24 protein-coding genes, 1 pseudogene and 2 riboswitches are annotated in these 26,707 nt (G+C 43.0%); of the genes and pseudogenes, 9 read left to right on the top strand and 16 right to left on the bottom strand.

Features of this window, described 5'->3' with window-relative positions:
- Positions 1–36 precede the first annotated feature (36 nt).
- From J9317_RS07270 to J9317_RS07250, 5 genes are all read right to left on the bottom strand, one after another.
- Positions 37–573, bottom strand: coding sequence for a 1,2-dihydroxy-3-keto-5-methylthiopentene dioxygenase (locus tag J9317_RS07270; protein ID WP_211557441.1), 537 nt, complete (start codon positions 571–573; stop codon positions 37–39).
- 14 nt (positions 574–587) lie between these two features.
- Positions 588–1,217: a methylthioribulose 1-phosphate dehydratase gene (locus J9317_RS07265; protein WP_249292041.1), complete on the bottom strand. Its 630-nt coding sequence runs from the start codon at positions 1,215–1,217 to the stop codon at positions 588–590.
- Positions 1,214–1,876 (bottom strand): 2-hydroxy-3-keto-5-methylthiopentenyl-1-phosphate phosphatase, encoded by a 663-nt coding sequence (locus J9317_RS07260; protein ID WP_211557438.1) that lies wholly within the window; start codon positions 1,874–1,876, stop codon positions 1,214–1,216. The genes J9317_RS07265 and J9317_RS07260 overlap by 4 nt, the downstream gene beginning before the upstream one ends.
- On the bottom strand, positions 1,873–3,114 hold the full coding sequence (mtnW, locus tag J9317_RS07255) for a 2,3-diketo-5-methylthiopentyl-1-phosphate enolase (protein ID WP_211557436.1): 1,242 nt from the start codon (positions 3,112–3,114) through the stop codon (positions 1,873–1,875). The genes J9317_RS07260 and mtnW overlap by 4 nt, the downstream gene beginning before the upstream one ends.
- A 183-nt stretch (positions 3,115–3,297) precedes the next feature.
- Positions 3,298–3,410: riboswitch (SAM riboswitch) on the bottom strand.
- Between the two features lie 93 nt (positions 3,411–3,503).
- Positions 3,504–4,688 carry a pyridoxal phosphate-dependent aminotransferase gene (locus tag J9317_RS07250; RefSeq protein WP_211557433.1) on the bottom strand — a complete coding sequence of 395 codons (1,185 nt, stop codon included), beginning with the start codon at positions 4,686–4,688 and terminating at the stop codon, positions 3,504–3,506.
- Between the two features lie 103 nt (positions 4,689–4,791).
- Between J9317_RS07250 and J9317_RS07245 the strand changes: the two genes are divergently transcribed.
- The 3 genes from J9317_RS07245 to mtnA all read left to right on the top strand — a co-directional run bounded on the left by J9317_RS07245 (position 4,792) and on the right by mtnA (position 8,211).
- The gene (locus tag J9317_RS07245) at positions 4,792–5,598 is read left to right on the top strand and encodes a carbon-nitrogen family hydrolase (protein WP_211557431.1); all 807 of its coding nucleotides are present in this window, start codon (positions 4,792–4,794) and stop codon (positions 5,596–5,598) included.
- A 77-nt stretch (positions 5,599–5,675) separates the two neighbouring features.
- A riboswitch (SAM riboswitch) is annotated at positions 5,676–5,838 on the top strand.
- Positions 5,839–5,934: 96 nt separating this feature from the next.
- Positions 5,935–7,128, top strand: a complete 1,194-nt coding sequence (gene mtnK / locus J9317_RS07240) for an S-methyl-5-thioribose kinase (RefSeq protein ID WP_211557429.1) — start codon at positions 5,935–5,937, stop codon at positions 7,126–7,128.
- An 18-nt stretch (positions 7,129–7,146) separates the two neighbouring features.
- Positions 7,147–8,211, top strand: a complete 1,065-nt coding sequence (gene mtnA / locus J9317_RS07235) for an S-methyl-5-thioribose-1-phosphate isomerase (protein WP_211557427.1) — start codon at positions 7,147–7,149, stop codon at positions 8,209–8,211.
- Positions 8,212–8,608: 397 nt separating this feature from the next.
- Here the strand turns inward: mtnA and J9317_RS07230 are convergent, their stop codons facing one another.
- The 3 genes from J9317_RS07230 to J9317_RS07220 form a co-directional block, all read right to left on the bottom strand.
- The gene (locus J9317_RS07230) at positions 8,609–9,193 is read right to left on the bottom strand and encodes a DUF2087 domain-containing protein (RefSeq protein ID WP_211557425.1); all 585 of its coding nucleotides are present in this window, start codon (positions 9,191–9,193) and stop codon (positions 8,609–8,611) included.
- 341 nt (positions 9,194–9,534) lie between these two features.
- On the bottom strand, positions 9,535–10,011 hold the full coding sequence (locus tag J9317_RS07225) for a methylated-DNA--[protein]-cysteine S-methyltransferase (RefSeq protein WP_211557423.1): 477 nt from the start codon (positions 10,009–10,011) through the stop codon (positions 9,535–9,537).
- A 3-nt stretch (positions 10,012–10,014) separates the two neighbouring features.
- On the bottom strand, positions 10,015–12,219 hold the full coding sequence (locus tag J9317_RS07220; RefSeq protein WP_211557421.1) for a PAS domain S-box protein: 2,205 nt from the start codon (positions 12,217–12,219) through the stop codon (positions 10,015–10,017).
- 306 nt (positions 12,220–12,525) lie between these two features.
- On the opposite strand from J9317_RS07220, the gene J9317_RS07215 reads away from it, so the two are divergent.
- Positions 12,526–13,533: an acyltransferase family protein gene (locus tag J9317_RS07215; RefSeq protein ID WP_211557418.1), complete on the top strand. Its 1,008-nt coding sequence runs from the start codon at positions 12,526–12,528 to the stop codon at positions 13,531–13,533.
- Positions 13,534–13,982: 449 nt separating this feature from the next.
- Complete coding sequence (locus J9317_RS07210; RefSeq protein WP_211557417.1) at positions 13,983–15,752, top strand: B12-binding domain-containing radical SAM protein; 1,770 nt, start codon at positions 13,983–13,985, stop codon at positions 15,750–15,752.
- Between the two features lie 17 nt (positions 15,753–15,769).
- On the opposite strand, the gene J9317_RS07205 is transcribed toward J9317_RS07210, so the two are convergent.
- The 4 genes from J9317_RS07205 to J9317_RS07190 form a co-directional block, all read right to left on the bottom strand.
- Entirely contained in the window at positions 15,770–15,943 is a 174-nt protein-coding gene (locus J9317_RS07205; RefSeq protein ID WP_211557415.1) for a hypothetical protein, read from the bottom strand.
- Positions 15,940–16,113 carry a hypothetical protein gene (locus tag J9317_RS07200; RefSeq protein ID WP_488656176.1) on the bottom strand — a complete coding sequence of 58 codons (174 nt, stop codon included), beginning with the start codon at positions 16,111–16,113 and terminating at the stop codon, positions 15,940–15,942. The genes J9317_RS07205 and J9317_RS07200 overlap by 4 nt, the downstream gene beginning before the upstream one ends.
- 85 nt (positions 16,114–16,198) lie before the next feature.
- The gene (locus J9317_RS07195) at positions 16,199–16,339 is read right to left on the bottom strand and encodes a hypothetical protein (RefSeq protein ID WP_211557413.1); all 141 of its coding nucleotides are present in this window, start codon (positions 16,337–16,339) and stop codon (positions 16,199–16,201) included.
- 109 nt (positions 16,340–16,448) lie between these two features.
- A complete protein-coding gene (locus J9317_RS07190) occupies positions 16,449–17,795 on the bottom strand; it encodes a TrkH family potassium uptake protein (RefSeq protein WP_211557411.1) in 1,347 nt (448 codons plus the stop codon).
- Between the two features lie 202 nt (positions 17,796–17,997).
- Here J9317_RS07190 and J9317_RS07185 point away from each other — a divergent pair, with 202 nt between their 5' ends.
- Positions 17,998–19,719 (top strand): methyl-accepting chemotaxis protein, encoded by a 1,722-nt coding sequence (locus J9317_RS07185; RefSeq protein ID WP_211557409.1) that lies wholly within the window; start codon positions 17,998–18,000, stop codon positions 19,717–19,719.
- A 58-nt stretch (positions 19,720–19,777) separates the two neighbouring features.
- On the opposite strand, the gene htpX is transcribed toward J9317_RS07185, so the two are convergent.
- A complete protein-coding gene (htpX, locus tag J9317_RS07180; RefSeq protein ID WP_211557408.1) occupies positions 19,778–20,656 on the bottom strand; it encodes a protease HtpX in 879 nt (292 codons plus the stop codon).
- Positions 20,657–20,783: 127 nt separating this feature from the next.
- Between htpX and J9317_RS07175 the strand changes: the two genes are divergently transcribed.
- Together J9317_RS07175 and J9317_RS07170 are read left to right on the top strand one after the other, a co-directional pair.
- Positions 20,784–21,473, top strand: a complete 690-nt coding sequence (locus tag J9317_RS07175; RefSeq protein ID WP_211557407.1) for a DUF1836 domain-containing protein — start codon at positions 20,784–20,786, stop codon at positions 21,471–21,473.
- A gap of 199 nt (positions 21,474–21,672) precedes the next feature.
- Positions 21,673–21,867 (top strand): alpha/beta-type small acid-soluble spore protein, encoded by a 195-nt coding sequence (locus J9317_RS07170; protein ID WP_035409005.1) that lies wholly within the window; start codon positions 21,673–21,675, stop codon positions 21,865–21,867.
- A 72-nt stretch (positions 21,868–21,939) separates the two neighbouring features.
- Here J9317_RS07170 and J9317_RS07165 read toward each other — a convergent pair whose 3' ends face one another.
- The 3 genes and pseudogenes from J9317_RS07165 to J9317_RS07155 all read right to left on the bottom strand — a co-directional run bounded on the left by J9317_RS07165 (position 21,940) and on the right by J9317_RS07155 (position 25,458).
- Entirely contained in the window at positions 21,940–23,364 is a 1,425-nt protein-coding gene (locus tag J9317_RS07165; RefSeq protein WP_211557406.1) for an anti-sigma factor domain-containing protein, read from the bottom strand.
- Positions 23,361–24,117: pseudogene (sigI, locus tag J9317_RS07160) on the bottom strand (RNA polymerase sigma factor SigI). Before sigI ends, J9317_RS07165 begins: the two are co-directional and overlap by 4 nt.
- 543 nt (positions 24,118–24,660) lie before the next feature.
- Positions 24,661–25,458, bottom strand: a complete 798-nt coding sequence (locus J9317_RS07155) for a TerC family protein (RefSeq protein ID WP_211557405.1) — start codon at positions 25,456–25,458, stop codon at positions 24,661–24,663.
- Between the two features lie 339 nt (positions 25,459–25,797).
- Between J9317_RS07155 and J9317_RS07150 the strand changes: the two genes are divergently transcribed.
- Positions 25,798–26,577, top strand: coding sequence for an undecaprenyl-diphosphate phosphatase (locus J9317_RS07150; RefSeq protein ID WP_211557404.1), 780 nt, complete (start codon positions 25,798–25,800; stop codon positions 26,575–26,577).
- Positions 26,578–26,707 lie beyond the last annotated feature (130 nt).

The raw sequence follows: 26,707 nt of genomic DNA, 5'->3' as shown, positions 1-26,707 counted from the left end.
CAAAAAAAGAAACGGAGGCACTCCCCCGTTTCTCTCTTATTTTGCTCCCAATTCCTCTTTATCGTAAATCGGCACCCAGCCCTCTTTTGTAACGAAAATTCTTACCGCTACAACTTTACGGTCTTCCTGAAGTGTAAAATAGTGTCGGATATTTTCAGGGACGGAAATCAAATCACCGGGAACTAGCTCAACATTGAAGAATGAGCCGTCTTTTGCCTGTATGATAAATACCCCATGCCCGCTGACAATAAATCTAACTTCATCATCTGTATGATGGTGTTCCTGCTGGAAGTTTTTCAGCAGCTCATCAAGATTAGGGGTTTTGTCAGAGAGTGAAATGATATCCTGTGCCTGATAGCCGCGTCTTTTGGAGATATCCTCTATTTCTGTTTTGAATACTTGCAGGATTTCTTCTTTTTCTTCATCAGACAAATCATACTTTTCCTCTAAATGTCCTGGAAGCTTTTGAATATCCCAGTTTTCGTAAATGACTTCTTGCTTTTCTAAAAATGCTGCGACTTGGTCCTGATCGCTAATTCTTTCGCCTGTACCTTGAAAATAAATCGATGCCATTGCTTTTCCCCCTATTAGTTGATTGTTATCGCGCTGAATTGCTTGAGTTTAAGATGATAAGAGAATAGAAATTCGCAAGCTTCTAAATATTTTTTTGCTTCAAAGGCATCTCTTCCCCATACAGTAATTCCATGATTCCTGATCAGAACGGCACCGGCATCTTCATGGACATGCTGTCCGAATACCCGGGCGAGCTGAGGGATGTCGGCATGATTCGGAATGATGGGAATGGTGAAGGAAGCATCTTCCTCCCACAGGCCAAAGGCTTTAATAATTTCCTGCCCAGTGAAGGTAATTGACCCTTCATGAGCATACAGCTCAGAAATCACATTATTGTCCACCGTATGAACATGCAAACTGCATCCAGCATTCGTTCTTGTATAAACCTCAATATGAAGGAGGGTCTCAGCAGACGGCTTCAGGGTCGTTTCTTCTGCCGGCTGCCCGCTGCCGTCAACAAGCAAAAAATCCTCCGAGCTTTCCTTCCGCTTATCCTTGCCGCTCGCTGTAACATAAAAGGTTAATGGCTCACTGCCCGTTTTGATTGCCAGATTGCCGCTTGTAGCAGGAAACCAATCTCTTCCCGCAAGCTCCCGTTTTACTTCAGCCAGCTCACGCCAGCGCTGTTCCATAATCGTCCTCATACACTCACCCTCCTCTTCTCTAAAATGCTCACTACATCATGGAATGTTTCAAACGGTTCGAATGATAAATGCTGCTCTTTAACCTTATCAAGCAAATAGTCCCGTGCAATGACAAAGTCAGCCATTTTTGCTGCTTCCAGGTCGGTAACAGAATCTCCAATTACAATGATTTCCTGATCAGTGCTTGCTATGCCGCGAATGATGGAGGGCTTGCAGCAGCCGCACTCCATTTCACACCCGCTGTCTGCATCACATGGATGCGGCCAATGAATAAGGATTTGTTCTCCTTGAAAGTCCGCCTCATTGCAAAAGATTTTTTGCTGCTCAATCTGACCATTAAGGAGAGGATGAACGAAAAAATCAATTCCTCCGCTAACAATGTACAATTCGATATTCTGCTCTTTTGCATAGGCTGCAAATTCAGTAAATCCTTCCCTAATTTCGGCTTGATCCAATAGGTAGCTGGTGATTTCCTCCCTTTTAGAAGAGGGCAGCAGGGAAAACATTTTACCGACCCCTTCTTTTACTGAAATGGTTCTATTCAGGACCTGATTCTTTAGCTCCTCCCATTCAGGAGGGGCAAACTGCTTCATGATTTCGATAATGTTGTCATTTATTGTGATGGTTCCATCGAAGTCGCAAAATATTACTGGCTTCATTTTGCAGCCTCGTACTGGCCCCAGAGTTTCAGGGCCTTTTCCAGATGCTCATCCGACCTTGCTTTTTCTTCGAGGGTTCTGCCTTCAAGAACCGCATCAACTGCTGAACGAAATGCTGCTGCTCCTCCTTTAGCTCCGTTCGGATGGCCATGAATCCCTCCCCCTGCATTAATGATGCTGTCATTCCCAAAATCTTTCATGATGACAGGCACCAGCCCGGGATGTATTCCGGCTGAGGGTACTGGAAATACTTTTTTGTACACAGAGGAGACTGTACACTCCTCAGCTATTCCAAGTGCTTCTTTTCTCTTTAGCGCTACGCTGCCGTAAGGGGACGGAAATAAAGAGAAATCAGCTCCGGCTAGGCGGGTTAGTTTTCCCAGAATTAAAGAATAGGAGAATCCGTAAAACTCTGATGCTGCGAACGCCCCGCTCACAGCAGGATGAGCCATGATAGGAACCGGCACTTCATCATCCTCTGCCAGGGATTGCAGAACATCCAGCCCGTAAGCATGAACATTGAACAGCAGTGCCGTTGCTCCAGCCTCAGCAGCCAATCTCGCTTTATCTCGGAGTTCGGATGTCCGTCCGGTCAGATTGACAGCATATAAAGAATTTTTTCCTGTCTCTTCCTTCAAAAGATTTATTATTTGTCTGCCTCGCTTGACCCTATCAAAGAATGGTGTCATGGGATTTTCAAACAAAATTTCGTCATCCTTAACCAAATCCATCCCGCCTGCAAGCTGATCATACAGCTGCTCCTCCAAATAACCTAAATCCTTGCCGATTACTCCTTTGAAAATACTCATCAGCAGCGGCCGGTTGTAAACATTAATTTTTTCTCTGATTCCGTCGATTCCAAATTTAGGACCAGGGAAATGCTTTGCCAGAGAGTCTGAGAACTCTAAGTCCACCAGCTTCACTTCACCGTCCAATGAAAGCTTCCCGAATACTGTCGTTAAAATGGCCGGCAGATCCGGACTGAAATTAACCGCCGGATAAGCAATTTTAATAAGCCCCTTTGTGTGTTTACCTCCAAGGTACGTGCTTGCGTCCCTGTCCTCCTCCAGCTCTGCAGCGGTAATGACTGTTCCCTTATGCTTTTTCAGCTGTTCTTTTTCAAGCTCCGGCAGATCAGTCCAAGAACCGATTGTTAGTCCGAGCGCTATGCCTTCTGCCTTTTTCTCTAAGTTTCCCTTCCGGTCATGAACAAGATAGGTTGCGATGATTTCACTCATTTTTGTCCCTCGCTTTTTTGCTTTTAAAAAATAAGCTCTGCTAGTCTTAGCTGCTGATTTCCGCTGCAAGCGTTCGCTCCAATCAACAGGTGTAAAAAAAATCAACTTAATGCCTTAACATAGCCTAAAAATAAAAAGCCTCTTCATCGCGAGAGAAGAGGCTTTGCATGATAATACTGCAGTACCTTATCCCTCAGCATGTCTGCTGCAAGAATTAGCACCGTGCCCGAACGTAAATGTCCTGGTCGGTTGCCGGGCTTCATAGGGCTAGTCCCTCCACCTGCTCTTGATAAGTACAATATGGACCTGCTAGATATCCGCAGGTTAAATTTTCAATTAATTTGGATTATTACAGGAATTGAATGCTCTGTCAACCTTTTTTACATTGTTTAATCTGCCATTGCAAATAAACCAAGCTTTGATATGCGGGCGGCTGCTTCCTCAATCCGGCTTTCGTCTGTCAGCAGACCTGCGCGGAGGTAGCCTTCTCCAAACTGCCCGAAGCCATTGCCAGGCGCAGTGACTACATGTGCTTTTTCTAAAAGAATATCGGAAAACTCCTGTGATGTGTATCCCTCAGGCACTTTAAGCCAGGCGAAAAAACTTCCCTTGGGCGCCTGAATATCCCAGCCGATGCCGCGAAAAGCTTTTACAAGTGTATTTCTGCGGTTTTCATACATTTGGACAAGTTCTTTTGTGCTTTCGCTCTCATCGAGCAGTGCTGCCTCTGCTGCATCCTGAATGGCACCAAACACACTTACATACATGTGGTCCTGATATAAATTGATCGCATCAATAACCGACGGATTGCCTGCTGCAAATGCCACTCTCCATCCGGCCATATTGAACGTCTTGGAAAGTGTATAGATTTCGATTCCAGTTTCCTTTGCGCCGGGTGTCTGAAGGAAACTGAGGGGCTTTTCACCATCAAAACCGATCGCTCCGTATGCAAAATCATGCACCATGCAGATATGATGTTTTTTCGCCAGTTCGACTGTCTTTTCGAAAAACTCTTTGCTGGCTGCAGCTCCTGTCGGGTTGTTCGGATAGTTCAGGAACATTAGCTTTGCGGAGTCCAGAATACCAGGCGGAATTTTTGTATAATCGGGGAAAAACTGGTTTTCTTCAAGCAAAGGCATTGTGTACATCTCCGCTTCTGCCATTTCTACCCCAGACCAGTAATCCGGATAGCCCGGATCTGGTACGAGAGCAATGTCTCCTGAATTCATAAGGCATTGTGGAAGCTCAACAAGACCCGCTTTTCCCCCAAAGAGGACGGCAATTTCAGTTTCGGGATCCAATAGAACCCCATATTCTCTTTCGTAAAACTTTGCTGCAGCTTCCTTCAGCGAATGTTTCCCTCTGAAGGGAGAATACTTGTGATTGGCCGGATCGCCTGAAGCCTTTTGAAGCGCCATTACAATATGCTCAGGCGTCGGCCGATCGGGATTCCCCTGGCCGAGGTTTATCACGTCATATCCAGCTTTCACTTTGGCGGCCGCCTTCATTGCTAACGCAGCAAAGAACTGCTCAGGCAAGCGTTTTAGCAAGCGGGATGGCTCAAAAAAATTCATTTATTCCACCTTCTCAAAAAATTCTTGAAATTCTAGTCCAAAATCATATAGTGTTAATAACAAAAAGTAAAGCTAAAATTCATCTGAAGGAAGCTGGTCTGAAATGAAACATACAATCTGCTGCATTCAAATTGATATCGCATTTGGCGATCCTGCAGAAAATAAAAGGCGCGTGTCTCATGCAATGGAAGAAGCGATCAAAAAAGAGGCGCCGGACTTTCTCATCCTGCCGGAATTATGGAACACCGGCTACGATCTGACAAGACTTGAAACAATTGCAGATGAAGAAGGCAAAGATTCAAAAGTTTTCCTTTCCGAGCTTGCAAAGAAAAACAGCGTCAATTTGATTGCTGGATCTATCGCAAAAAAATCCGGCCATAAGGTCACCAATACCATGCTCATCTTTGATCGTGAAGGAACCCTGGTTCACGAGTACAGCAAGCTGCACTTATTTAAGCTGATGAATGAACATCATTACCTGACAGCCGGAAAAGAAAGCGGACTATTTACGTTAGACGGCTTAAACTGTGCAGGGTTTATCTGCTATGACATCCGTTTTCCGGAATGGATGCGCGAACATGCCTCAAATGGTGCAGAGGTGCTCTTTGTTGCTGCAGAGTGGCCACTTCCCCGCCTTCAGCACTGGAGATCCCTTCTTATAGCGAGAGCCATTGAAAATCAGGCATTTATTGTTGCCTGCAACCGCTCTGGATCTGATCCTCACAATCAGTTTGCCGGTCATTCACTCGTCATTGACCCATGGGGGAATGTAATTGCTGAAGCTGGGGAAGGTGAAGAAGTGTTAAGGGCGGAACTGGATCTCAGTGAAATTGCGGCGATTCGAAAACAAATTCCCGTTTTTGAGGACCGGCGTCCGGAATTTTATCAATCTTTTGTAAAAAGGGATTGACAGCCCCATTCCTTAGCTGGTAACATTTTCATCAAGTGATTACGAAACAATTAAAACATTCGAAAAATTAAAACATACTCTTATCGAGAGTTGGGAGAGGGAATTGGCCCGTTGACCCCAACAGCAACCGACCGTAATACCATTGTGAAATGGGGCGCAGCAGCAAGCGCCGGGGCTTATCGCTCCGCAAGGCACGGTGCTAAATCCGTCAGAAAGCAAATGCGATCTGGGAGATAAGAGGTGCGAAGACAGCCTCTTCAAGCCTCTTTCTCAAAAGGAAAGAGGCTTTTTCATGCTCATTTAGTTTTTTATCAGCACCTCAGGAGGGGAATATTTATGGCAATCGCAAACTCATCACTTTACGAACCGCTTATCGAAAGCTCCGCTGTGGCACTCGCAGTCAGGCTTGGCCTATTTGAAGACAATCTTGTTCTAAACTGTGAGGAAATTGGTGACGGAAATTTAAATCTCGTTTTCCATATTACAGAACCTAAATCAGGCAAAGGCATTATTTTAAAGCAAGCCCTGCCCTATGCAAAAGTCATTGGAGAATCGTGGCCGCTTACATTGGACCGGGCTAGAATTGAAAGCAGCGCCCTTGTAAAACAGGCAGAGCTTGCTCCGGGATTGGTTCCTGAAGTTTATTACACCGACCAGACACTTGCCATTACTGTAATGGAGGATCTTTCACATTTGCAGATTGCAAGAAAAGCACTGATTGAAAGAAAAGATGTGCCGCTGCTAGCTGAACATATCGGGAAATTTATGGCTCATACCCTTTTTTACACAAGTGATTTCGCTTTGAAACCGCATGTTAAAAAACAGCTTGTTAAACAATTTACCAATCCGGATCTATGCAAAATTACCGAGGATTTTGTTTTTACGGATCCATTCTTCGACTATGAATCAAATGATTTTGAACCGGAGCTTCGGGAGGCTGCGGAAACGCTTTGGGAGGATACACACGTAAAGCTCGAAGTCGCTAAATTGAAAAGGAAATTTTTAACAGAAGCAGGAGCGCTTCTTCACGGAGATCTGCACACAGGCAGTATTTTTGTCAGTGAAACGGAAACAAAGGTGATTGATCCTGAATTTGCTTTCTTTGGACCGATTGGATTTGATCCGGGCCAATTTATCGCAAACCTGCTTCTCAACGCTCTATCTCGTGAAGAACAGGAACAGGACTTTATTTTTGAAGCAATTGAAAAAGCATGGAACACATTTGAAGAAGAATTTACAGCTGCATGGAAAAAGGACAGCTTAGAGCGTTTTTCTGAAGTGGAAGGCTACCTTGAGCATACGCTGGAACAAATTTTCGAAGATACGATCGGATTTGCAGGATGTGAAGTCATCCGCAGGACAATCGGGCTGGCCCACGTTGCAGATCTCGATACGATTGAGCCTTACAGCCGCAGAATTGAATCAAAAATCCAAGCGCTGGAATTAGGAAAAAAATTAATCAAACAGCGCCGCAACATCACGGAACCTGGCCAGCTAAAACGTTTTTTCCGGCATGCAATTGCCCGCTAATAGGAGGATTTTACGAACATGACACAACAGCATTCTTTCACAATCCCCCGTTCTGTTGAATGGAAGGAAACCTATATTTCATTGCTTGATCAGCAAAAGCTGCCTGCCGTTACCGAATATATTGAATTAAATACGATTCAAGAGGTATGGCATGCGATCCAAACTTTAAAGGTCAGAGGGGCACCGGCAATCGGCATTACTGCTGCATTCGGTCTTGCCCTGTCTGCATCCCGCTACGAGGAAACGGAAATTGAATCCTTTCTCTCCAAACTCAATGAGGAAAAAAACTATCTGGCTGGCTCCCGGCCAACGGCTGTGAACCTTGCCTGGGCACTCAACCGTTTAACTGCCGCCTGCAGCCAAGTAAAATCGGTCAATGAAGCCAAAACCAATCTGATCCACGAAGCCATCCAAATACAGGTGGAGGATGAGGAAACGTGCAGGCAAATCGGCCAGCATGCTCTGAAGCTCTTTAATAAAAACGACCGCATTATGACCATCTGCAACGCTGGATCCATTGCAACAGCCCGTTACGGGACCGCTCTTGCGCCATTTTATTTAGCGCAGGAACAGGATTTTCCTCTTCAGGTATATGCTTGTGAAACCCGCCCAGTCCTTCAGGGTGCACGGCTGACAGCATGGGAATTGATGCAGGCGGGAATCGATGTAACACTCATTACTGACAATATGGCTGCCTTCACGATTCAGAAGAAGAACATTTCCGCCATTATTACAGGGGCCGACCGCATCGCCCGCAATGGAGATACAGCCAATAAAATCGGCACATATAACCTGGCTATTTTAGCAAAGGCTTTTCATATTCCATTCTACATTGCAGCCCCTCTCTCCACATTCGACTTTAGCATCGATTCAGGAGCAGATATTCCGATTGAAGAACGAGATTCTAGAGAAATCACTGAGATTGCCGGCACACTAATTGCACCTGAAGGAATCCAGGTTTTTAACCCTGCATTTGATGTTACCTCTGCGAATCTTATATCAGGTATTGTTACAGAAAAAGGTGTACTTACCGGTGATTTAAAGGCTGGAATTGAGGAGCTGTTTGCGGATAAAGTCCGTTGAAATGGAGGAACTCCTTTGAGGGCTATTTAATAGTCGCCAGCATAGTAGGGACCGGGAAATTGGAAAGACATCTTTTCATCGCCATGGGGTTGTCTAATAAGTCCGGCCGAGAGGAAATAATTGAAATTGAACCCCCCGTATGAGCATCCCGGGGGTTATTTTTTAGTAATTTGAACAATTACGGGTTAGGCTGATTGGAGCGGAGGGTGCGCGACTCCTGCAGGAGCAGCGGGACAGGTGAGATCCCGCAGGTGCCCGGCCGCAAGGAGGCTCACCTCCCGCCCAGCGGAAAGGGAGTAACCTGCAGCGAAAATCCGCCAAAACCAATCCAATGTAATAATGCGAAAGGAGCTTTGAAAACAGACTTTCCGGACACTTCATGGCAACATCTGCAAAATCAATTCCCCTCTATTCCTGCCCACAATTCCTTCGGGTTTAATTCGTAGATGCTGTTGTCGCGGTACATGATTCCATTCACAATAAATTCCCTCCTGATGGTAGCAAAGTCTTCGTGATACACTTTTATCGCTTCATTTATTTCCTTTTCTGTGTACTTTCTGCCGGGTTCGAATTCTTTTGCTATGTAGAAGAGCACCATTAGTTTGCGTTTGCGCTGGGACGGAATGGTTTTAAGTTTTCCATCTTTCGTTAAGTAATTATGAACGACTTTCATGTGTTCCCCTGTCAATTCCTTCATTCCATTCCCCTCTTTCGGCTGCATAAGCTGAACGATATCGCTCGCATGCTTTTCAATAACTTTATCCTGCAGGAAGTAATAGATGGTGTTCTTTTCACGTTTTTGATGGACAAGATTCATCTCTTTTAATTTGGTCAGATGATGGGTAATGGTTGGAGGAGTGAGTCCGAGTATGCCCGCCAGTGCCTGACCGTGCTTAGGACCATCGGAAAGTATCGCAATGATCCTCAGCCTGGTTGGGTCGCCCATCGCTTTATGAAATTGTACTAATCGATTCAGCTGCACACGTACATCTCCTTATTAGACGAATATCTAATTAGATAATAATCTTATCGGATTTTTTTGTCAATTACTTTTGCAGCTTAACAATGGCATCCGTTTGCTCTTTGGAAAGCAGATTCATCTTATGAAATAGAACGGCATATGCTGCAACTTTTGCGGTTCTCCCAGGTTTAAACATTTTCCGCCTCCTTTTGCCTAAAGGCAACTTTTTTAACTTCACTAAATAATATGTCGGTTCCTCATATTTGTGACAAGCGGCATTTAAGATCAACAATCCTTTAGAATTAAGCAAAACAAAAAACCGAATGCCCTATAGCATCCGGTCTCCGTTCAATTTCAACCGCTTATCTGAAATCTACCTTTTCCAATTCCAGCAGAACGGCTTTTAAATCCGTTTTCGTTCCTGCATAGCCGGTCAGTGATTTATTTTTTCCAATAACTCGGTGACAAGGAACCAGAATCGGCAGTTTATTGGCCTTGTTGGCTTGGCCTACAGCGCGGACGGCTTTAGGGCTGCCGGCTTTTTCTGCAATTTCTGCATAGCTCAGCGATTCGCCAAACGGAATCGTCCGAAGCGCATCCCAAACTCTCATTTGAAAAGGTGTTCCCTCTGTAAATAAGGGAAGCTGAAAATGGGTCCGAGTTCCGTTGAAATATTCCTGCAGCTGTTTACTGGCTTCAATTAAGACACAATATTCTGCAGGCTCTGCATCCAATGCAGAAAGTTCCGTTTCCGGAAGCAGAACCTCTGTAATGGACTCCCCATCTGAAACAATTGTCAGAATGCCAATCGGGGAATCATATTGAATAAATCCTTTCAATTTTTACACCTCATTATTTCCAGCGGGCAGCGTAATGCAGAAGGTCGTCCCTTTCCCTACCTGACTTTCCACTTTTACTTTCCCGCGGTGTTCTTCTATTATTTTATAGCTTACCATAAGTCCCAGGCCGGTACCTCGGTCCTTCGTTGTATAGAAAGGCTCTCCAAGCCTTTTAAGCTTATCTTCAGGTATTCCGTTTCCTTCGTCCCTAATGGAAATACACAGTTGGTCCGGTCCATTCATTTTGAGTACCGCCAATACTTTCCCTCCGCCCGGCATCACTTCAATAGCATTTTTTAAGATATTGATAAACACCTGTTTGATTTGGTTCGGCTCACAATAGATTGAAGGAATCTCACCTTCCGTGATGAGCTCCATCTGGACATTGGAAAAAATAGCCTGCGCATTTAGAAGTTCCATGGTATCCTTCATAATTTTAACGATGCTGTTTTGTTCAAAATGAATGGCCTGAGGTTTTGCAAGAACGAGAAATTCTGTAATGATGGATTCAATCCGGTTTAGTTCTGATTTAATGACATTAAAATACATGCTGAAGTCATCTTTAACGCTTCCTTCAAGAAGCTGGATAAAGCCTTTCAGTGCTGTCATCGGGTTTCGTATTTCATGGGCAATGCCTGCGGCAAGCTCACCGACCACATTCAATGTATCTGATTTCCGCAAACGGTCTTCTAGCTCTTTCCTTTCTGTTATATCCCGTAATATAGCCAGATGCATGTTCTCATTTAAATTCATTTTTAAGGAGATATCCAATATTCTTGTTTGACCGTGCTTAGACTTAAGAAGGATCTCTTCTGTACCTTCTTCTCCCTTTTCATATTCTGCCAAAAAGTCGGAAGGCTGCCTGCTTTCACCGGAGAATAGCAGGGCATAAAGATTGCACTGTTCAATCTCTTCATGCGACATTCCGAAAATTTTTGCCGAAACAGGATTTGCAGCCATAATATCGTAATGAGTGTCAAACAGGATAATCCCCTCCATCGCTCCATTAAAAATTTTCCGGAATTTCTCCTCGCTCTGCCTTAATTCCTTTTCCATCCGGTTCCGGTCGCTAACATTTCGAAGGATGGTCAGGTGCTGTCCTTCAAACACATTCGCCTTGGAGGTGAATTCCAAATGCTTGCATTGCCCATTTGGCATATTAAAATGAAGTTCCTGACGAATAGAACCTGTAGTCATGTATAGCTGAAAGGCAGACTGATAGCGCGGATCGGTTAAATCCAGAAAATCTGTGATGAAGCTTTTGAGAAGTCCTTCCATCGGCAGTTCGAAAATACGTGTTGCCCACCGGTTTGCCTTTAAAATTCTCCCTTTTTTGTCCCAAATAATGATGGCATCCATTGCATTTTCAAAAATTTCACGGAAGCGAACCTCGCTTTTATGGAGCTTGGCCTCCATGCTTCTTTTTTCAGTGATGTCCCTCATAATTGACATATAGTATCCATTCAGTACATTAGAAGTTGCTGTAAATTCAAAGATTTTCCGGGTGCCGCTCTTAAGCCTTACTGGCAAATCCCCTTTTGCTTTTCCTGCTTTAGAAAGAAGGGACCACGTATCTTCAATTTTTTCATGGCTCTCTTTGTCAATAAAATCTTTAAGTTTATAAGAAGAGAGCTGGTTTTTTTGAAGCTCGAAGCTTTGGCAAAAAGACGTATTGGCATCCACAAGCCGGCCATGGTGATCATATATAACAATTCCATCCAAAGCGCGGTGAAAAAGATCCTGAAACATTTTTTCGTTAATAGACCGTTCTCTTTCCAGCATTTTTTTTGATGAAACGTCCCTCATGATGGATAAATCAAAATCCCCTATTGCTTTTCTTTTTGCGGAAAACTCGATAAATTTCAGCTGCCCGTTCTTAAGCTTAATAATAATCTCCTCACTGAGTGAACCTGTTTCTGAGAGCTGCTCCCGCTGCCTTTTAATCTCCTCATTAGGGAACATGGCGAGATAATCATACAGTGATTTTTTCATCAGCACTTCTTTCCGTTCATTAAACATGCTGCACGCTGCTTCATTAACATCTATGAAATTCATATTTTGGTCAAAAATAATAATGGCATCCAAAGCTTGGTCAAAAATAACCTGGTGTTTGTTAAGCTCCGCTTGTAAATGCTGATTTTTCTTTTTAAGACGGTCCAGTTCGCTATTAAGCTGAGCAATATGCGCCTCTTCTATTAGCTGACTCATCCCCCGAACACTCCCTTTTTTCCCCATATCATTTATCTTTAATTTCTACATTAAATTCTATTGTCCTTCCGCTCTTCCCGTATTAAGTCGCGTTTTGGAAAAAAAGGGCTGTTCTTCCGGAAAATATGGCTGGTTTATCATGACTGATACATATTTCACAATTAGGTAACAAGACGATTAAATCCATCTCACAAAAGACGTTAAAGGCAGGAAACCCTTCTTTTTTTGTTTTACACTGTTCTGGCATGGGTAAATTATGTTTACAGGAATTACCGATTAAAAGCATGTTCAGGCAGGTGATATGAGTTGAAAACGAGAGACAGCTACTTTGATAATGCGAAATTTCTATTGATTATCCTTGTCGTGTTTGGCCATCTCATCCGTTCTTTTATTGACAATAATGAAGTGATGCTTCACATTTATAAATTTATTTACACGTTTCATATGCCAGCCTTTATCCTCGTTTCTGGCTATTTTGCGAAGGGATTCAGAAAAAAAGGCTATGTAGGGAAGATAGCAAAAAAACTGATTGTCCCCTATCTGATATTTCAGGGCATCTATTCCGTTTATTACTACCTGATTCAAAAGCAGGATAAAATCGAGCTCAATCCGCTTGATCCGCAATGGTCGCTATGGTTTCTGCTTAGCCTGTTCTTCTGGAATCTGATGCTATTCCTATTCACGAAGACAAATTTGAAAACGGCATTGGCTTTTTCTTTTTTGCTTGGGATCGGAATCGGATATGTTGATTTTGCGAATAACTTTTTAAGTATCGGCCGGACATTTGTATTTTTCCCGCTCTTCCTGATTGGATATTATATGAAGAGAGATCATTTTTACAAACTGACATCTGTTAAAGGAAGGACCATTTCTATTCTTTTCCTCACCTTTACTTTCAGCATGTATTTCTTTTTGCAGTTTGATTTTGAATGGCTTTTCGGCTCCAAGCCTTATTCAGCATTTGGCCAGGAGATTGCAGCAAGTGCCCTGATCCGATCAAGTTTTTACGTGATGACCGTGGCATCTACTTTAAGCTTTCTGGCTATTGTCCCTCAGCGGGAGGCATTTTTCACATCGTGGGGAACAAGAACCTTTTATGTTTACCTCCTGCACGGCTTCATTATTAATGGAATCCGCAGCAGTCCGGCCGTTGAGTGGCTCGATGATTACCAAAGCATTGCCATATACGCGGCGGCAGCAATCATTGTCACCTTCCTTCTGTCATCAAACTTCGTAAAAACCTGGACAGAGCCGATGATTGAGCTAAGGGCAACCAGTTTAAAAAGAAAATGGAAATCCCTGCAGCAAACGTAGCAAAAAGGCCGGACGGTCTAAAAATTCCTGCTGAGAGGAAATGGTTGTGATTACCCCCCGGGACGCTGTATGAGCATCCCGGGGGGTTGTTTTTTTATAAGCAATTTGAATAATGGCTGGTTGGAGCGGAAATCAGCCAAAACCAATCCAATTTAAAAATACGCTTTAAAACTGACTTTCTGGACGGCCCTTTACACCAATAATTATTGGTGTAAAGGTTCTTGCAGCCCAATCTGTTCTTGCCGATTGGACAGGAGCCTGCTTTGAGCAGCAGGACGGGTAAGCAAGCCTTACGCGCAGGCGAAGCGCGAGGACAAGACTAGCCCCAGGATTGGCGAGCATACGAAACAGCCTTTTTAAATGAAAAATGTTTCCCCAGCGCCGTTATGTGTTAAAATGGGTAATGTTTTAAAGAAACAACTATTCTTATTAAAAGTGGTGTTAAAAAGATGAATATAGTGCTCAGCACATTAAACGCGAAATACATTCATACTAGTCTGTCGATCCGCTATCTAAAAGCATATGCTCAGCCGGAATATGAGCCGGAGCTTGCCGAATATACGATTAAAGATCCATCTATTAATATCGTCAGCGACCTGTTCAAACGCAATCCTGATGCAATTGGATTCAGCTGCTATATTTGGAATATTGAAGAAACGATTAAAGTAATCAATATGCTGAAAAAAATTAAACCGGAGCTGGTCATTGTTCTCGGCGGTCCGGAAGTTACGTATGATGTTCTTGATTGGATGGAACGGATTCCACAAGCTGATTATATCGTAATCGGCGAAGGGGAACAGACGTTTAAACAGCTCCTTCAAGCTATTGATCAGGACCTTCCTATAGAAACGGTGAAAGGAATTGCTTACCGTGAGGATGGAAAAGTCCGGATTCAGCCGCAGGCTAACAAGCTTGATTTAAAAGAGCTCCCATCCCCCTTCCGCTTTGAAGAGGATTTATCGAGCCTTTCAAAACGGGTGACTTATGTAGAAACGAGCCGGGGCTGTCCGTTTAGCTGCCAATTCTGTCTTTCTTCGATTGAAGTCGGTGTCCGCTACTTCGATCGGGAGAAAGTAAAAGAGGACATACGATTCCTGATGGATCACGGCGCTAAAACAATAAAATTTGTGGACCGGACGTTTAACATCAGCCGGAGCTATGCAATGGAAATGTTTCAATTTCTTATTGATGAGCACCGTCCGGGAACGGTTTTTCAATTCGAAATTACAGCGGACATCATGAGGCCTGAGGTTATTCAATTTTTAAATGATAACGCTCCGAAAGGCCTATTCCGTTTTGAAATAGGTGTTCAGTCTACGAATGATGAAACAAATGATCTTGTCATGCGGAGACAGAACTTCAGCAAATTAACAAGAACGGTCATGATGGTAAAGGAAGGGCAAAAAATCGAGCAGCATTTAGATCTCATTGCCGGTCTTCCTGAAGAGGACTACCAATCATTTAAAAAGACTTTCAATGACGTATTTGCGATGCGTCCAGAAGAGCTTCAGCTCGGCTTCCTCAAAATGCTTCGCGGCACAGGACTCCGTTTAAGAGCAGCTCAGCATGATTATGTCTACATGGACCACTCGCCTTACGAAATTTTAAAAAACAATGTCTTAACCTTTGATGATATTTCACGGATTAAACAGGTAGAGGATGTTCTGGAGAAATATTGGAATGACCATCGGATGGACGAAACAGTTGAGTACCTTGTTCAGCACATATTCCCTTCCCCATTCGATTTCTTCCAGGAGTTCGGAACCTTCTGGGATGATCAGGGATGGAGCCGGATTGGCCATCAGCTGGAGGACTTGTTCAAAAGGCTTCGTGATTTTATTGAAGCAGCGGCACCTGGCCACCTTGAGGCAGCCACAGCGTTCATGACCTATGACTATTTGAAAAATCAGCGCTACAAGCCTAGAAAAGCATTGTGGGATGATGCAATGCTCGCTAAAGAAGATCGCGATTTATTCTACAAGCAGCTCATGGATCAGCCAGCCCTTCTTGGATCAGCTTATCAGCAGAATCCGCTTTCTGAGAAAGATTTGTACAAGCATACAATCGTTGAACATCTTCCATTCGACTTGGCCGAATACAAACAAAATGGTACGGTCGTAATGAATCCAACATGGATTCTCGTCCATTACGATCCTTCAGAAAACAGAACACATATCTATACAACAAACGAAAGCCCGGATCATACCCGGGCCGTCTGAAAGTGAGAGCTTTGCTCTCACTTTTTCTTTTTATCTGATGCTGACTTGCGTTTAAGCTCTTCCTTCAATTCATAAATTTTGCCGGAATTCGCATCGCAGAACTCGCTGCCAAACTCCTGCTCCAGCAAATCGGGATTCATCGGCTTTTTATGATTTTGCAGGTTTTTACTTTTAACATGCTTTTTGCTCATCGGCTTTGCTCCGACTTGCCCTGCATTCCTTTTTTGGAATTGCGGTTCGCGTATTTTTGAGGGTTCTCATGATTAAATTCCGCAGCAAACTCTGTCTTTGCCATGCTTTCGGACGGAGTATTGTTGTTCTTCAGAGCCTGATGGTTTGCAGCTTTTCGTTTCATAAACATCCCCCTCAAAATTGGTTTACATCCGGCGGAATCACCCGCAAGGATAGTTTAAGCCGGTTTACGTTCTTCCATCCTGCCAGTTTTTTCAGTTCTTTTCCTGCTGGCCATAAGCGATCAGCACAATTTCTTCGCCTGTACGGCTGCGGAAGTCTTCTTCAAATTGCTGCAGCTGACTAAGCTCTTCTAAACTCAGTTGTGCAACTGGAAATTCTTTCTTTGAATTCATCCCGTATCACTCCCTTCACTTTTCATTGTTTCCTTCACCTGATTTCTTATGAATGATAAGGAATTTAATGGCGGGACTCCTTTTTCCCCCTGCATGTTAACCGGGAGGATTATCCAATGATGATTCTTTCGGTAGGGTACTTGTAATTGGCTTCGATTTCCTTCTTTCCCATCATCAGCAGGAAAGTAACAATCCCGATTCTGCCGATGAACATTAATAAAATGATGATGCACTTTCCAAGGGTGCTCAAATCTGCCGTTATTCCAAGTGACAGGCCCGTTGTACCGAATGCAGATGAGACCTCAAATAAAATCTCAATCAGAGTAAAGGGCTCTGTTGCTGCCAGGATGATGGTGGAAACAAAGCAAATCATCACAGCAACAATGGTTACAACAAGGGACTTTATAATATCGGCTTCATGGACTTCTCTTTTAAAGAGCTTTAAGGACTTTGCTCCTCTGGCAAAGTGATAAATAAAGAGAAGATTAAGCGCAAATGTAGTCGTCCTGATCCCTCCTCCTACAGAACTAGGAGAAGCCCCAATAAACATGAGCAGGCACATAAACAGCAGAGTGGAGTCGCTGAACTGTGCCACATCCATAGTCGAAAGGCCTCCGCTTCTCGTTGTTGATGACTGAAAAAGCGCGTAAAAAAAGGACTCATGCCAAGGTTTATCTTTAAAAAAATGCTGAGAATCCAGGAGCAGGATCCCGATGGTTCCAAAAGCGAGCAATCCCAGAAATGTAATGGATGTCACTTTGGCAAACAGCGTAAACCGGTGTCTTTTTTCATGAAAGAGATATGTTTTCAGCTCAATCAGAACAGGAAACCCAATTGCCCCTAAGGTCAAAAGCAAAATATTAATGAACTGTATAAAATAATCCTTCGCAAATGGAATAAGCGATTGCCCGGTGATATCAAACCCTCCATTTGTCGTTGCACTTACGGAAGCAAAAAAGCCATGAAGATATGCTTCCTGCCAGTCAGGAAAATATTTGAGCATATATGTGCCCAGGATCAGTCCGCCGGCAATTTCTATAGCTATAATCAAAATCAAAATTTGCTTCAGGAGATTCACCAGACCCGACAGGTTCGACTGATTCTGATCAGTCATGATCAGCCTTCTTTCCTTCAGTCCAATCCGGCGTCTTAAAACCAGCCAAACAAAGGTGCTCAGCGTCATTATCCCGATTCCGCCGAACTGAAGGATAAAGGCCAAGATAAAGTACCCAGGTGTTGTAAATGTGTCTTTAATGGATATAGTAGAAAGTCCGGTCACACTAACAGCGCTAACCGAAGTAAATAAAGCATCAATAAATGTCCATTCCGCTTCCGGTCTTCTGGCAAGGGGAAGGCTTAACAGGAGGATTGAAACCGTCACTGCAATAAAATAATACGTTACAATAATTTTGGCCGGTGAAAGCTTATGCTTTCTGAGCCTGACATCAATTCGCATATGTAACCGTCCTTCTTGTTTGATCAGCTTGTTCTATCTTAAAGAAAATTCACCTCAAAAAAAAGCCATCTCTTTTCATTTATAAAAACTTTTCGTATAAAGCGTTTACAAGGCGGAGGCTTTGAATTAAAATATGGATATTAAATTTATACCAATTTTCCTATTTTTTTCAACAAAATTCGAGTGAGTGGGGTTAAAACTAATGCTTTTGCGCAAAAAATCATCAATTGGCCGGAAATATGGACTAGTTTTTTATACGTGTCTTACTCTCATTATTATTGCCTTTATCTTTATCTTATTTTCCTTATCCTCCACCCTTCACACTATCAATACAGCAGAGCGGAAATCCAATGATGCTTTAAAAGTCGCTGGAGCCTCCGCTATATTCAAACAGAAGTACATCGTCATCACAGATTACCTGACAAAGGCTGCACCTGAAAATGAGAGCGCCTACATGCAGCAGGTAAAAGAAATGAACCTAACATTTGACCAGCTGACAGACAGCATGTCAAATAAAGAGCAGCTGCTCCTCCTTAGTGCCGCAAAAACAATGAATGGAGAGCTGGATAAATTGTTTGAAAACCGCATTAAAGCTGAGCTTAAAGCGGTAGTTAGCAATGGCAGTGTTTTGGACCCTCTTAAACAGATAGAGCTTCAAAACCGGGCTGCTGTCATAAGGGACGTCAGCAATGAGAAACTGACGTCACTGGAAAAACTTATTTCAGATGACAGAGCGAAGATGATTAATCAAACTGAAAAAAATTCCAAAAACCAAATCTTTCTTTCATCAGGTTTTATTGCTGCCTCCATCCTGCTATCCATTATCCTGCTATCGGTCGTAAGCCGGAGAATCCGCAAGCAGCTGTCACAGGCTGTCAGCATGTGCAAGGAGCTTGCAGCAGGCAATCTCATGATAGAGGATTTGCATTTTCAATCGAAAGACGAAACGGAAGATATCGCAATTGCGATGAACAGCCTTAAAGCTGAACTCAAACGTTCCATCCAGGACATCTTTTCCCTTTCAGAAAAAGTCAGGGGCATGTCAGAGCATTTGAAGGAAAATGCTGAATCAACCTCTGAGGGCACCGATCAAATCACACAGTCTATCCTCCAGGTTGCTTCGGGCTCTGAACAGCAGGTGCAATCCATTCAGCAGGCAGCTTCATCTGTTAACATGATTGCCGCACAGCTTAATATCGCAGCAGCAGAATCAAATGAAGCGACCCTCTTAAGCGGGGATTCAGCAATTAAGATAAAGCAAGGAAAAATCCAGGCTAATGATGTGATGGTTCAGATGGAGACCATCTTGAGTCATGTAGAACGCCTTGAGAAAACCATCCAGAATCTTGAACAAAAATCAAAAACGATTACAGCCATTGCCTCCATGATCACCAATATTTCTGAGCAGACCAATTTGCTTGCATTGAATGCTGCCATTGAAGCGGCCAGAGCAGGCGAGCATGGGAAAGGGTTCGGCGTTGTTGCATCAGAAGTAAGAAAATTAGCTGAACAAACAGCAGGCGCTGCTGGGAGCATACAGGAAATCATTCAAACAACACAGCTTGAATCAGCAGCTGCTTCTAAGCTAATGAAAGAGAGCTCTGAAGCTGTTGCTAAGGGAAACCAGCTTGTTTTGGGCGTGGATGAATCGTTTAAAATCATCTCTGCTCACATTAAGCAGCTTGAGAATAAAAGCCAGGAAACTGAAAAGGCAGTTTTAAGCGTAAAACAGCAGATGGATGTGCTGAATGCGGCTACAGACCACATTGAGAAGGTCAGCAGATTGACTAACGAAAACATCGAACATATTGCCGCCGCTACAGAGGAACAAAATGCGGTCATGCAGGAAATGCTCGATTCCTCAGAGGTTTTATCATCTCTTTCAAAGAAATTCCGTGCTTCTTTCTCAGCCTATAAAATATGAAAAGCTGGCCTCGTAGTTTGAGGCCAGCTTTTCTTAGTGCTAATTGCGCTGGTGCTGTTTAGCGCTGTTCCAATCTCGCAATCCGATCTTGAAGGTCAGGGTGAGTGGAAAAAATGGAACGTTTTCGTTTGCTGTTTATTTTTAAAGTAGCAAGGGACGTATCATCATCTCTTGTGCGCTGCGTATAGTTCTGCAGGCTTCTTAGTGCATGAATCATTTTATCTTTCCCGGCGAAGTCCGCTCCGCCGCGGTCAGCATGGTATTCACGATAGCGCGAGAAGGCGAAAACGACAAGGCTTCCCAAAATAGAGAAGAGAATCTGGAATACCAAAATCGCAATGAAATGGACGACTCCTGCAAGCTCTTCGCGGACAAATCTTGATACGGCCCATGCAGCGATTCTTGCCAGAAACACGACAAATGTATTGACAATTCCTTGAAGAAGAGTCATTGTCACCATGTCTCCATTAACTATATGGGCAATTTCATGAGCAAGAACACCATCAATAGCGTCTTCATCCATTTCTTCAAGCAGACCGGTTGATACAGCTACGAGCGAACGGTTCTTGGATGGACCAGTTGCAAAAGCATTAACCTCAGGTGAGCGGTAAATCCCCACCTCAGGCATTACCCTCATACCAGCAGTCCGCGCAAGTCTGTGAACGCGTTCAACCAGATCTCTCTCTATAGGGGAAAGATTGTCTTCAGGCTTTAAAACCTGAACCCCCATCATCATTTTCGCCATCCATCTGGAAATGGCCAGGGAGAACAAAGAACCTGTAAAACCTACAACCGCACTGAAGGCAAGCAGGGTAACGAGATCGATTCCACCATTAGCCGTCATATAATTACCAACGCCTAAAACGGATAAGACGATTCCAATTGTCGTAATGACCAGGATGTTGGTTAATATGAATAATCCAATTCGTTTAAACATTTTTCACCTCATAGTTTCAAGTTCATATGAACTTATTATACAATAATTATAATTCCATCCTCATTGTATGACAAGTATTATGGTTTAAGAAGAAGCAAAGAAAAAGGATTGATAAAAGAGGTGCATGATGAAAGAACCTAAACTTACCCGGCTGGAAATGTCAGGACTGCTTCACGCGCTTGATCTTCAGAATGGGTTAGAGCTTGAGAATTTTCTTGGCAAGTGGAATCAGCATGCAAGCGCAATTTTGCCTGATTTCGTTAAACGCTTTAAACGCAGCAGCGGAGCCGTTACTGGACTTTCCACCAATGATATTGTAGCACTTGGAAACCTTTGCGAGCTGACAACCTTTAAGTCCACATCCATTCAAAACTGGATAAAGCGCGACATTAAAGGCTTGATTGGGCACCCCGAGCTTGGAAAAAAATATTCCATTGACCAAGCTGTCATATTGCTGATTGTCAGAGATCTGAAATCCACCTATGATTTCGAAACAATCCGAAAAATGCTGAACAGGCTTTTCAACACAATTTCGGATAGGACAGACGACCTGATCAGCCCTGTCGACTATTATGAGGCTTATGCTGTGGTTCTGGATAAACTGATTAATGAAGCCTTTCACTTTCCGCCAGCAAGCGATATTGAAGAGAAAATAGAGCTGGAAGCTGAAATCATCCGGACAGCTTTCCCATCCATTACGGACCATAACTGGACACTGATCAAACCAGTGCTCGTTCTGACCGTCTTTTCAGTCCTATACTCTCACCTGCTGAGCAGAGCTCAAGCATATCAGGAAAATCATCTGGATCCTTCCTAACTGAGGAAGCGATCCCGATGCCTGCTTAAATCAATACGGTCTCCCGCTTTTCTAGCTTTCACCAGAGTACCTTCAGATATTACCCGGATCATGAATTTTGTCCCTTGGTTTTCCATGAATAGATTAGCACTTAAGAATAAAAATAGAGGTACAGCCTTTGAGGCTGTGATTGATTGTGAAAGAGGAAGGAGGGGACAATATGGCAAGAACAAATAAACTGCTCGTACCCGGAGCAGAACAAGCCCTTAACCAGTTTAAAATGGAAGTAGCACAAGAGTTCGGAGTTTCACTTGGAAAAGACACCACTTCCCGGTCAAATGGATCTGTAGGCGGTGAAATGACAAAGCGTCTTATTGCTCAAGCACAGCAAAGCCAGCATGGCAAAACTGAATAATAATGGATGGATCGCCGTGTTTACTGCACGGCGATTATTTTATGTACAGCGGTTACAGATTGGAATCAAAGTTTACTGCTGATTCTGGTTTTCTGTTTGTTTATTTGTCTCAGGCAGTGTTTTGCTATCTGTTTCCGGATTCAGTTCGGGCTGCTTTTGTTCAGATTTTTGCACGGTCTTTTGCTTTGGATTTTGTTCGGTTTTTTCATCTTCACGAGCAGCATAATTTTCATTCGGCTGGCTGTTTACACGCTGCTTCGGTTTTGAAGGATAGAAATCTTCTTCTTGATCAGGTTCTTTTGACTTTTTTATTTGTTTGTTAGCTTTTAGCCCATCCTTTTTCTTATCCTTCGAACGGTCTTTTACGTACTTATCTTTTTTTTTATGATTGTCATCATTGTCATCAAAGCCCTCTGAATGAGAATCATCATAGTGATTTTTTTCCCATTCTTCCTCGCCATCCTCTGCATAAACCTCATCGTCATCATCACGGCTAAAACCCTTTTGCTCAGCATTCTTCTTATTGTTTTCCTGTTTGGGAGCAGGAATCTGAGAAGACTCATCACGTTTGGGCGGGACAGCTGGAGGCTGTTTTCCCTTCTTTTCCATTTCCTTTAAAGCTTTCGGATCAGGCTCATGTTTGCCGCTGGCAGGTTTTCGGTCTGTACCGCTGCAGGAAGGTTCCCTGCACGTTTTATCAGTTGGTTCAGGTGTATTTTTATTGCCGTTTTCCTTTGGAGCTGGAGTTTTTGAAGTGCCAGGCTTTTCTGCCGGTTCAGGCTTTTCCTCTTTCTCATCAGAAACAGGCCTGCTGCTCTTCTCAGACGGCTTATGATTTCGAATATAAGTACCCGTTGATACTCCTTCAGATTTAGCTTTTTTTCGTGTTTCCATGTCTGATTGAACGGTTTCAATTATTAACGGATCTGATTTATAAGTGCTTTTCATCATTTGGACATGATTCAGCAGATTTGCTTCGAATTTTTTATCATTCTTCCGGTCGACTACGGTGGTAATTAATATTTCTTTGCCGCTTTTCGTATATCCCATTGTTCTGCTTTGGGTGATGATGCTATTGACCACTGACTGGAAACCTTGCTTGTTCCAGTTAGGGAAAGATGAAAGAAGTTTCTCGCCGTCTTCATTCAGAGGCTCTAATTTAACCACTTCCATGTTTCCGTTGATCGCTAGCTCAAAGCTGGGATTGATATCGATCGTCATGTAGGCATAAACTTTGTCTGAATTAAAAACTGGATATAAGCTGAAGAAAATTAAAATAATAGCGATAGCTGTAACGAATCCAATTCTTAATTGCTGCAGCCCCAATAAGCCACGGTGTTTTGGAGAAGAGGCTCTGGACGCTTCGGCAGCGTAAAACGTTATCTCTTCTCCTAGCTGATAGTGGCTTTTCACATCCCGGGTTTTGACAAAGTGCCCGTCTGCTGTAAGGACAATTGCAAAATTATCCTTCAGATCGATGATGACCCCTTGTTTCATGCTTCAAGCACTCCTTTAATGTAATCCTTAAGATAAAGATAGTCCCCAGTCATAATAACGGCCATGGCGATAATGTACTTTCTGTTCCGTTCCACGGTTTTCCGGCTAACGGAAACAAGTTTTTCCAGCTGCTTGACCGGGAGCTGTTTTTTTTTGAAAAAGAATTTTTACTAACTCATCATGCTCAACAAGTATTTGGGCAACTTGAATGGCATTCTGCCTTGCATCGATATGCTTTGGCGAATGATCAATCAAATCCGCAATGGTCAAGCTGAACTCTTTAAGGACTCCCTGAAAATGAAGGATCTCTTCTTTCCTATGTTCCTGTTCTACCATCTTTTGATATTCATCAATGGATAAATCCGCTTCAATTTTACTTTGAGATGCTTCTCCCTCTTCATGCTCCTGCAGGTCCATATTGATGGTTTGTGCATTCCGGGCTTCTTTTCGGATATAATCAATCACTTTTCTCTTAATAATCAGTTCTGCAAAAGCAAGGAGTGAATTTCCCCGCTCTGTTGAATACTTTTCGATGGCTTCATTAAATGCAATTAATCCTATGCTAAATTCATCATCTGTTTCGTCTATGTATCTTTTGCAAACAGATGAAACGGTTTTTGCGATAAACGGTTTATATTGATCGATTAATTTATTTTGCAAATCCAAATCTCCATTTTGGATTTTAAACACGCTGTCTTCTAATGTATGTTTTTTCCTGCCAAATTTGAATAAAAGGCTGAGCAACGGTTTCACCTCAGTTTCTCCCGATCATACTGCGTTAATCATAGCTAAATTATGATTAGAGCGCAAAGGAAGAAATTTGGAATTATCTATATAACCCGCACCAAAGCTGAATACAGCCCTTTTTCACAGTAAAAAAACATGGATTTCAAAGACATCTTTACATAATTTGATCCGTTTTTCACTCAAAACCCTGCTGGATTAGGGTTTATGTCAGGTTTTGTTACTATAATGTAACCTTAATGAAATAATTCTCTTTTGGAAAAGGATATTCGAAACAGTCCAGATAAAACACAAAAAAGTACAAATGTCCCACGACTAATGGTTGATATATGATAATCCCTTAATTGATGTTTTCACCTCCCACTAAACGTTTCGCCTAATATAGACTGTTTAAGGGGGAGTCTTTAGAAAAACTTTTCTTTTGAGTCTAAATACCCTCTCGCTGCAGTTCAAGAGAAACTCTTCAGCTCTCCTCAGCCAGGTGTGTTTCCGTATACCGTAATAGACTTGTAACAAAAAAGAGCCTGCTGAACTTCAGCAGGCTCTGACTTTTTATTCATTTTCAGCTTTTTTCAGAGGTTCTGATTCCTCTTCAGTTTGAGGTTCTTCTTCCTTGGAGAGGAACCATCCTCCTATGGCAATTCCTGCTAATACGGTCCAGAAAATTCCCTTCCAAAGCGGCGATTCGATAAAATGCTTTGAAATGACATCAATTTCAGGATGCGCCAATGTATATAAAGCAAGCTTAACCCCTACCCAGCCGACGATTAAAAAGGCTGCAGATTCCAGGTTGGGCTTCTTTTTAAGCAATTTAACAAACGCATTTGCGGCAAATCTCATGATTACTACCCCGATTAATCCACCGGCCAGAATAATTAAGAACTGTCCTCCGTCCAAACCGCCGATTTCAGGAAGAGTCGTTGGCGAGAGGGTGACGGCCAATGCAACCGCAGCAAGAATGGAATCTACGGCAAATGCCAGGTCTGCCAATTCAACCTTCAAAACGGTTCCCCAGAAACCTGATTGCTTTTTCGGGTTGCTTATTTCATGATCGTCTTTCTTTAAAACATGTTTTTTAACTAAGTGATTAATCGAAATATACAGTAAGTATAGAGCTCCAATAGCTTGTACCTGCCAGACGTTGACGAGGAAAGAAATCGCGAATAAAGCGCCAAATCTTAAAACAACAGCTCCAGCCAATCCATAAAACAGTGCCTTTTTGCGCTGATCTTCAGGCAAATGCTTAACCATTACAGCCATTACCAGAGCATTGTCTGCTGCCAGGATTCCTTCAAGAACAATCAGAATCAGCAGGACCCAGCCATACTCTAGAAACAATGATGCATCCATATTTTTTCATCCTCCTAATGGGTTTTTCCCTCTCGGCGACCCATTAGCGGACATAAAAATAGACCTTTGCCGCTAATGGGCAAAGGTCTTGCTGAACATGGTTGATAAATCATGTCAACAAAGCCGATGGATTAAGATCCATGAATTGACGACTTTGTTTACAGGTGCATGCACCTGACCGGCTACTCCCCTTTGACTGAGAGAGAATACTATTTTGTTAAGTTCATACTATCCTATACTGGTAAACTTGTCAATCCATAACATTGTCAGTTCTAAACAAGGAAGACTCGTACATACAATTTCTAATGACGCAAAAGTGATCGAAAGGGTGCATAGGATATGAATTGGCTCGAAGCTGCCATACTTGGATTTATCCAGGGTCTGACTGAATTTTTGCCTATCAGCAGTACCGGGCACTTATATCTCGGCAGGAAAATATTCGGACTTCAAGACGCAGGACTATTTCTGGACACCATGCTTCATATCGGAACATTCATTGCTCTGATTGTCTTTTATAAAGATATTTTGTGGAAATTGGCAAAGCGGCCATTCAGCAAACTCGTCTTCCTTTTAGCGGCAGGAACCATCCCTGCCGTTATCGCAGGTCTTTTATTTAAGGATTTTTTCGATGGCATTTCCAAAACCGGAATGACAATCGGCTGGGAGTTTATATTCACAGCCCTATGTCTCCTCTTTGCCGACCGCGTAAAAAAAGGTGCCCGCAAGCTGGACGATCTCACCTTTTCGGATGCTCTATGGATTGGTTCTTTTCAGGCACTTGCTATTTTTCCAGCCGTTTCCCGTTCCGGTCTGACTATTGCCGGGGCTCTTATGAGAGGAATTGATAAAGAAACAGCTGCCTATTTTTCCTTCCTGCTCTCTATTCCAGCTGTTTTCGGCGCATTGCTTTTCCAGCTAAAGGATCTGGCAGAGTATACTGGACCTTCCATCGGATTCCCTGCTATGCTCATTGCTACCATAGCTTCTGCGATTTTCGGCTATTTAGCTGTTGCTTTTATGATTAATTTTGTTAAGAATCATTCTTTAAAATGGTTCGCGCTATATGTTTTGGTTTTAGGCGCGGGGATTTTGCTTCTTCAGGGAATGAAAATCTTCTAAGATGTCTAAACTATTGGCTGATTTCCGCTGCAGGATGCTCGCTCCAATCCCCCTAACCCATTATGGTTAAAAAACACAGTTAAACCCCTTTAATAATCAAAAAACCCTGAAATGCTCTGCCAGCGTTCCC

Origin of the sequence: Metabacillus flavus (assembly GCF_018283675.1) — a bacterium.
Lineage (GTDB): Bacteria > Bacillota > Bacilli > Bacillales > Bacillaceae > Metabacillus_B > Metabacillus_B flavus.
This window is presented reverse-complemented; position numbering and strand designations above follow the sequence as displayed.

Excerpts from the sequence above, each read along its gene's own strand:
- mtnK (WP_211557429.1), top strand. The coding sequence starts at position 5,935 with ATGGCAATCGCAAACTCATCACTTTACGAACCGCTTATCGAAAGCTCC.
- J9317_RS07200 (WP_488656176.1), bottom strand. The coding sequence starts at position 16,113 with ATGTTTATGAAACGAAAAGCTGCAAACCATCAGGCTCTGAAGAACAAC.
- J9317_RS07190 (WP_211557411.1), bottom strand. The coding sequence starts at position 17,795 with ATGCGAATTGATGTCAGGCTCAGAAAGCATAAGCTTTCACCGGCCAAA.
- J9317_RS07260 (WP_211557438.1), bottom strand. The coding sequence starts at position 1,876 with ATGAAGCCAGTAATATTTTGCGACTTCGATGGAACCATCACAATAAAT.
- J9317_RS07245 (WP_211557431.1), top strand. The coding sequence starts at position 4,792 with ATGAAACATACAATCTGCTGCATTCAAATTGATATCGCATTTGGCGAT.
- J9317_RS07155 (WP_211557405.1), bottom strand. The coding sequence starts at position 25,458 with ATGGATGCATCATTGTTTCTAGAGTATGGCTGGGTCCTGCTGATTCTG.
- J9317_RS07150 (WP_211557404.1), top strand. The coding sequence starts at position 25,798 with ATGAATTGGCTCGAAGCTGCCATACTTGGATTTATCCAGGGTCTGACT.
- J9317_RS07250 (WP_211557433.1), bottom strand. The coding sequence starts at position 4,688 with ATGAATTTTTTTGAGCCATCCCGCTTGCTAAAACGCTTGCCTGAGCAG.
- J9317_RS07205 (WP_211557415.1), bottom strand. The coding sequence starts at position 15,943 with ATGAGCAAAAAGCATGTTAAAAGTAAAAACCTGCAAAATCATAAAAAG.
- J9317_RS07270 (WP_211557441.1), bottom strand. The coding sequence starts at position 573 with ATGGCATCGATTTATTTTCAAGGTACAGGCGAAAGAATTAGCGATCAG.
- J9317_RS07170 (WP_035409005.1), top strand. The coding sequence starts at position 21,673 with ATGGCAAGAACAAATAAACTGCTCGTACCCGGAGCAGAACAAGCCCTT.
- J9317_RS07175 (WP_211557407.1), top strand. The coding sequence starts at position 20,784 with ATGAAAGAACCTAAACTTACCCGGCTGGAAATGTCAGGACTGCTTCAC.
- J9317_RS07220 (WP_211557421.1), bottom strand. The coding sequence starts at position 12,219 with ATGAGTCAGCTAATAGAAGAGGCGCATATTGCTCAGCTTAATAGCGAA.
- mtnA (WP_211557427.1), top strand. The coding sequence starts at position 7,147 with ATGACACAACAGCATTCTTTCACAATCCCCCGTTCTGTTGAATGGAAG.
- J9317_RS07165 (WP_211557406.1), bottom strand. The coding sequence starts at position 23,364 with ATGAAACAAGGGGTCATCATCGATCTGAAGGATAATTTTGCAATTGTC.
- J9317_RS07265 (WP_249292041.1), bottom strand. The coding sequence starts at position 1,217 with ATGAGGACGATTATGGAACAGCGCTGGCGTGAGCTGGCTGAAGTAAAA.
- mtnW (WP_211557436.1), bottom strand. The coding sequence starts at position 3,114 with ATGAGTGAAATCATCGCAACCTATCTTGTTCATGACCGGAAGGGAAAC.
- J9317_RS07210 (WP_211557417.1), top strand. The coding sequence starts at position 13,983 with ATGAATATAGTGCTCAGCACATTAAACGCGAAATACATTCATACTAGT.
- J9317_RS07185 (WP_211557409.1), top strand. The coding sequence starts at position 17,998 with ATGCTTTTGCGCAAAAAATCATCAATTGGCCGGAAATATGGACTAGTT.
- htpX (WP_211557408.1), bottom strand. The coding sequence starts at position 20,656 with ATGTTTAAACGAATTGGATTATTCATATTAACCAACATCCTGGTCATT.
- J9317_RS07195 (WP_211557413.1), bottom strand. The coding sequence starts at position 16,339 with ATGAATTCAAAGAAAGAATTTCCAGTTGCACAACTGAGTTTAGAAGAG.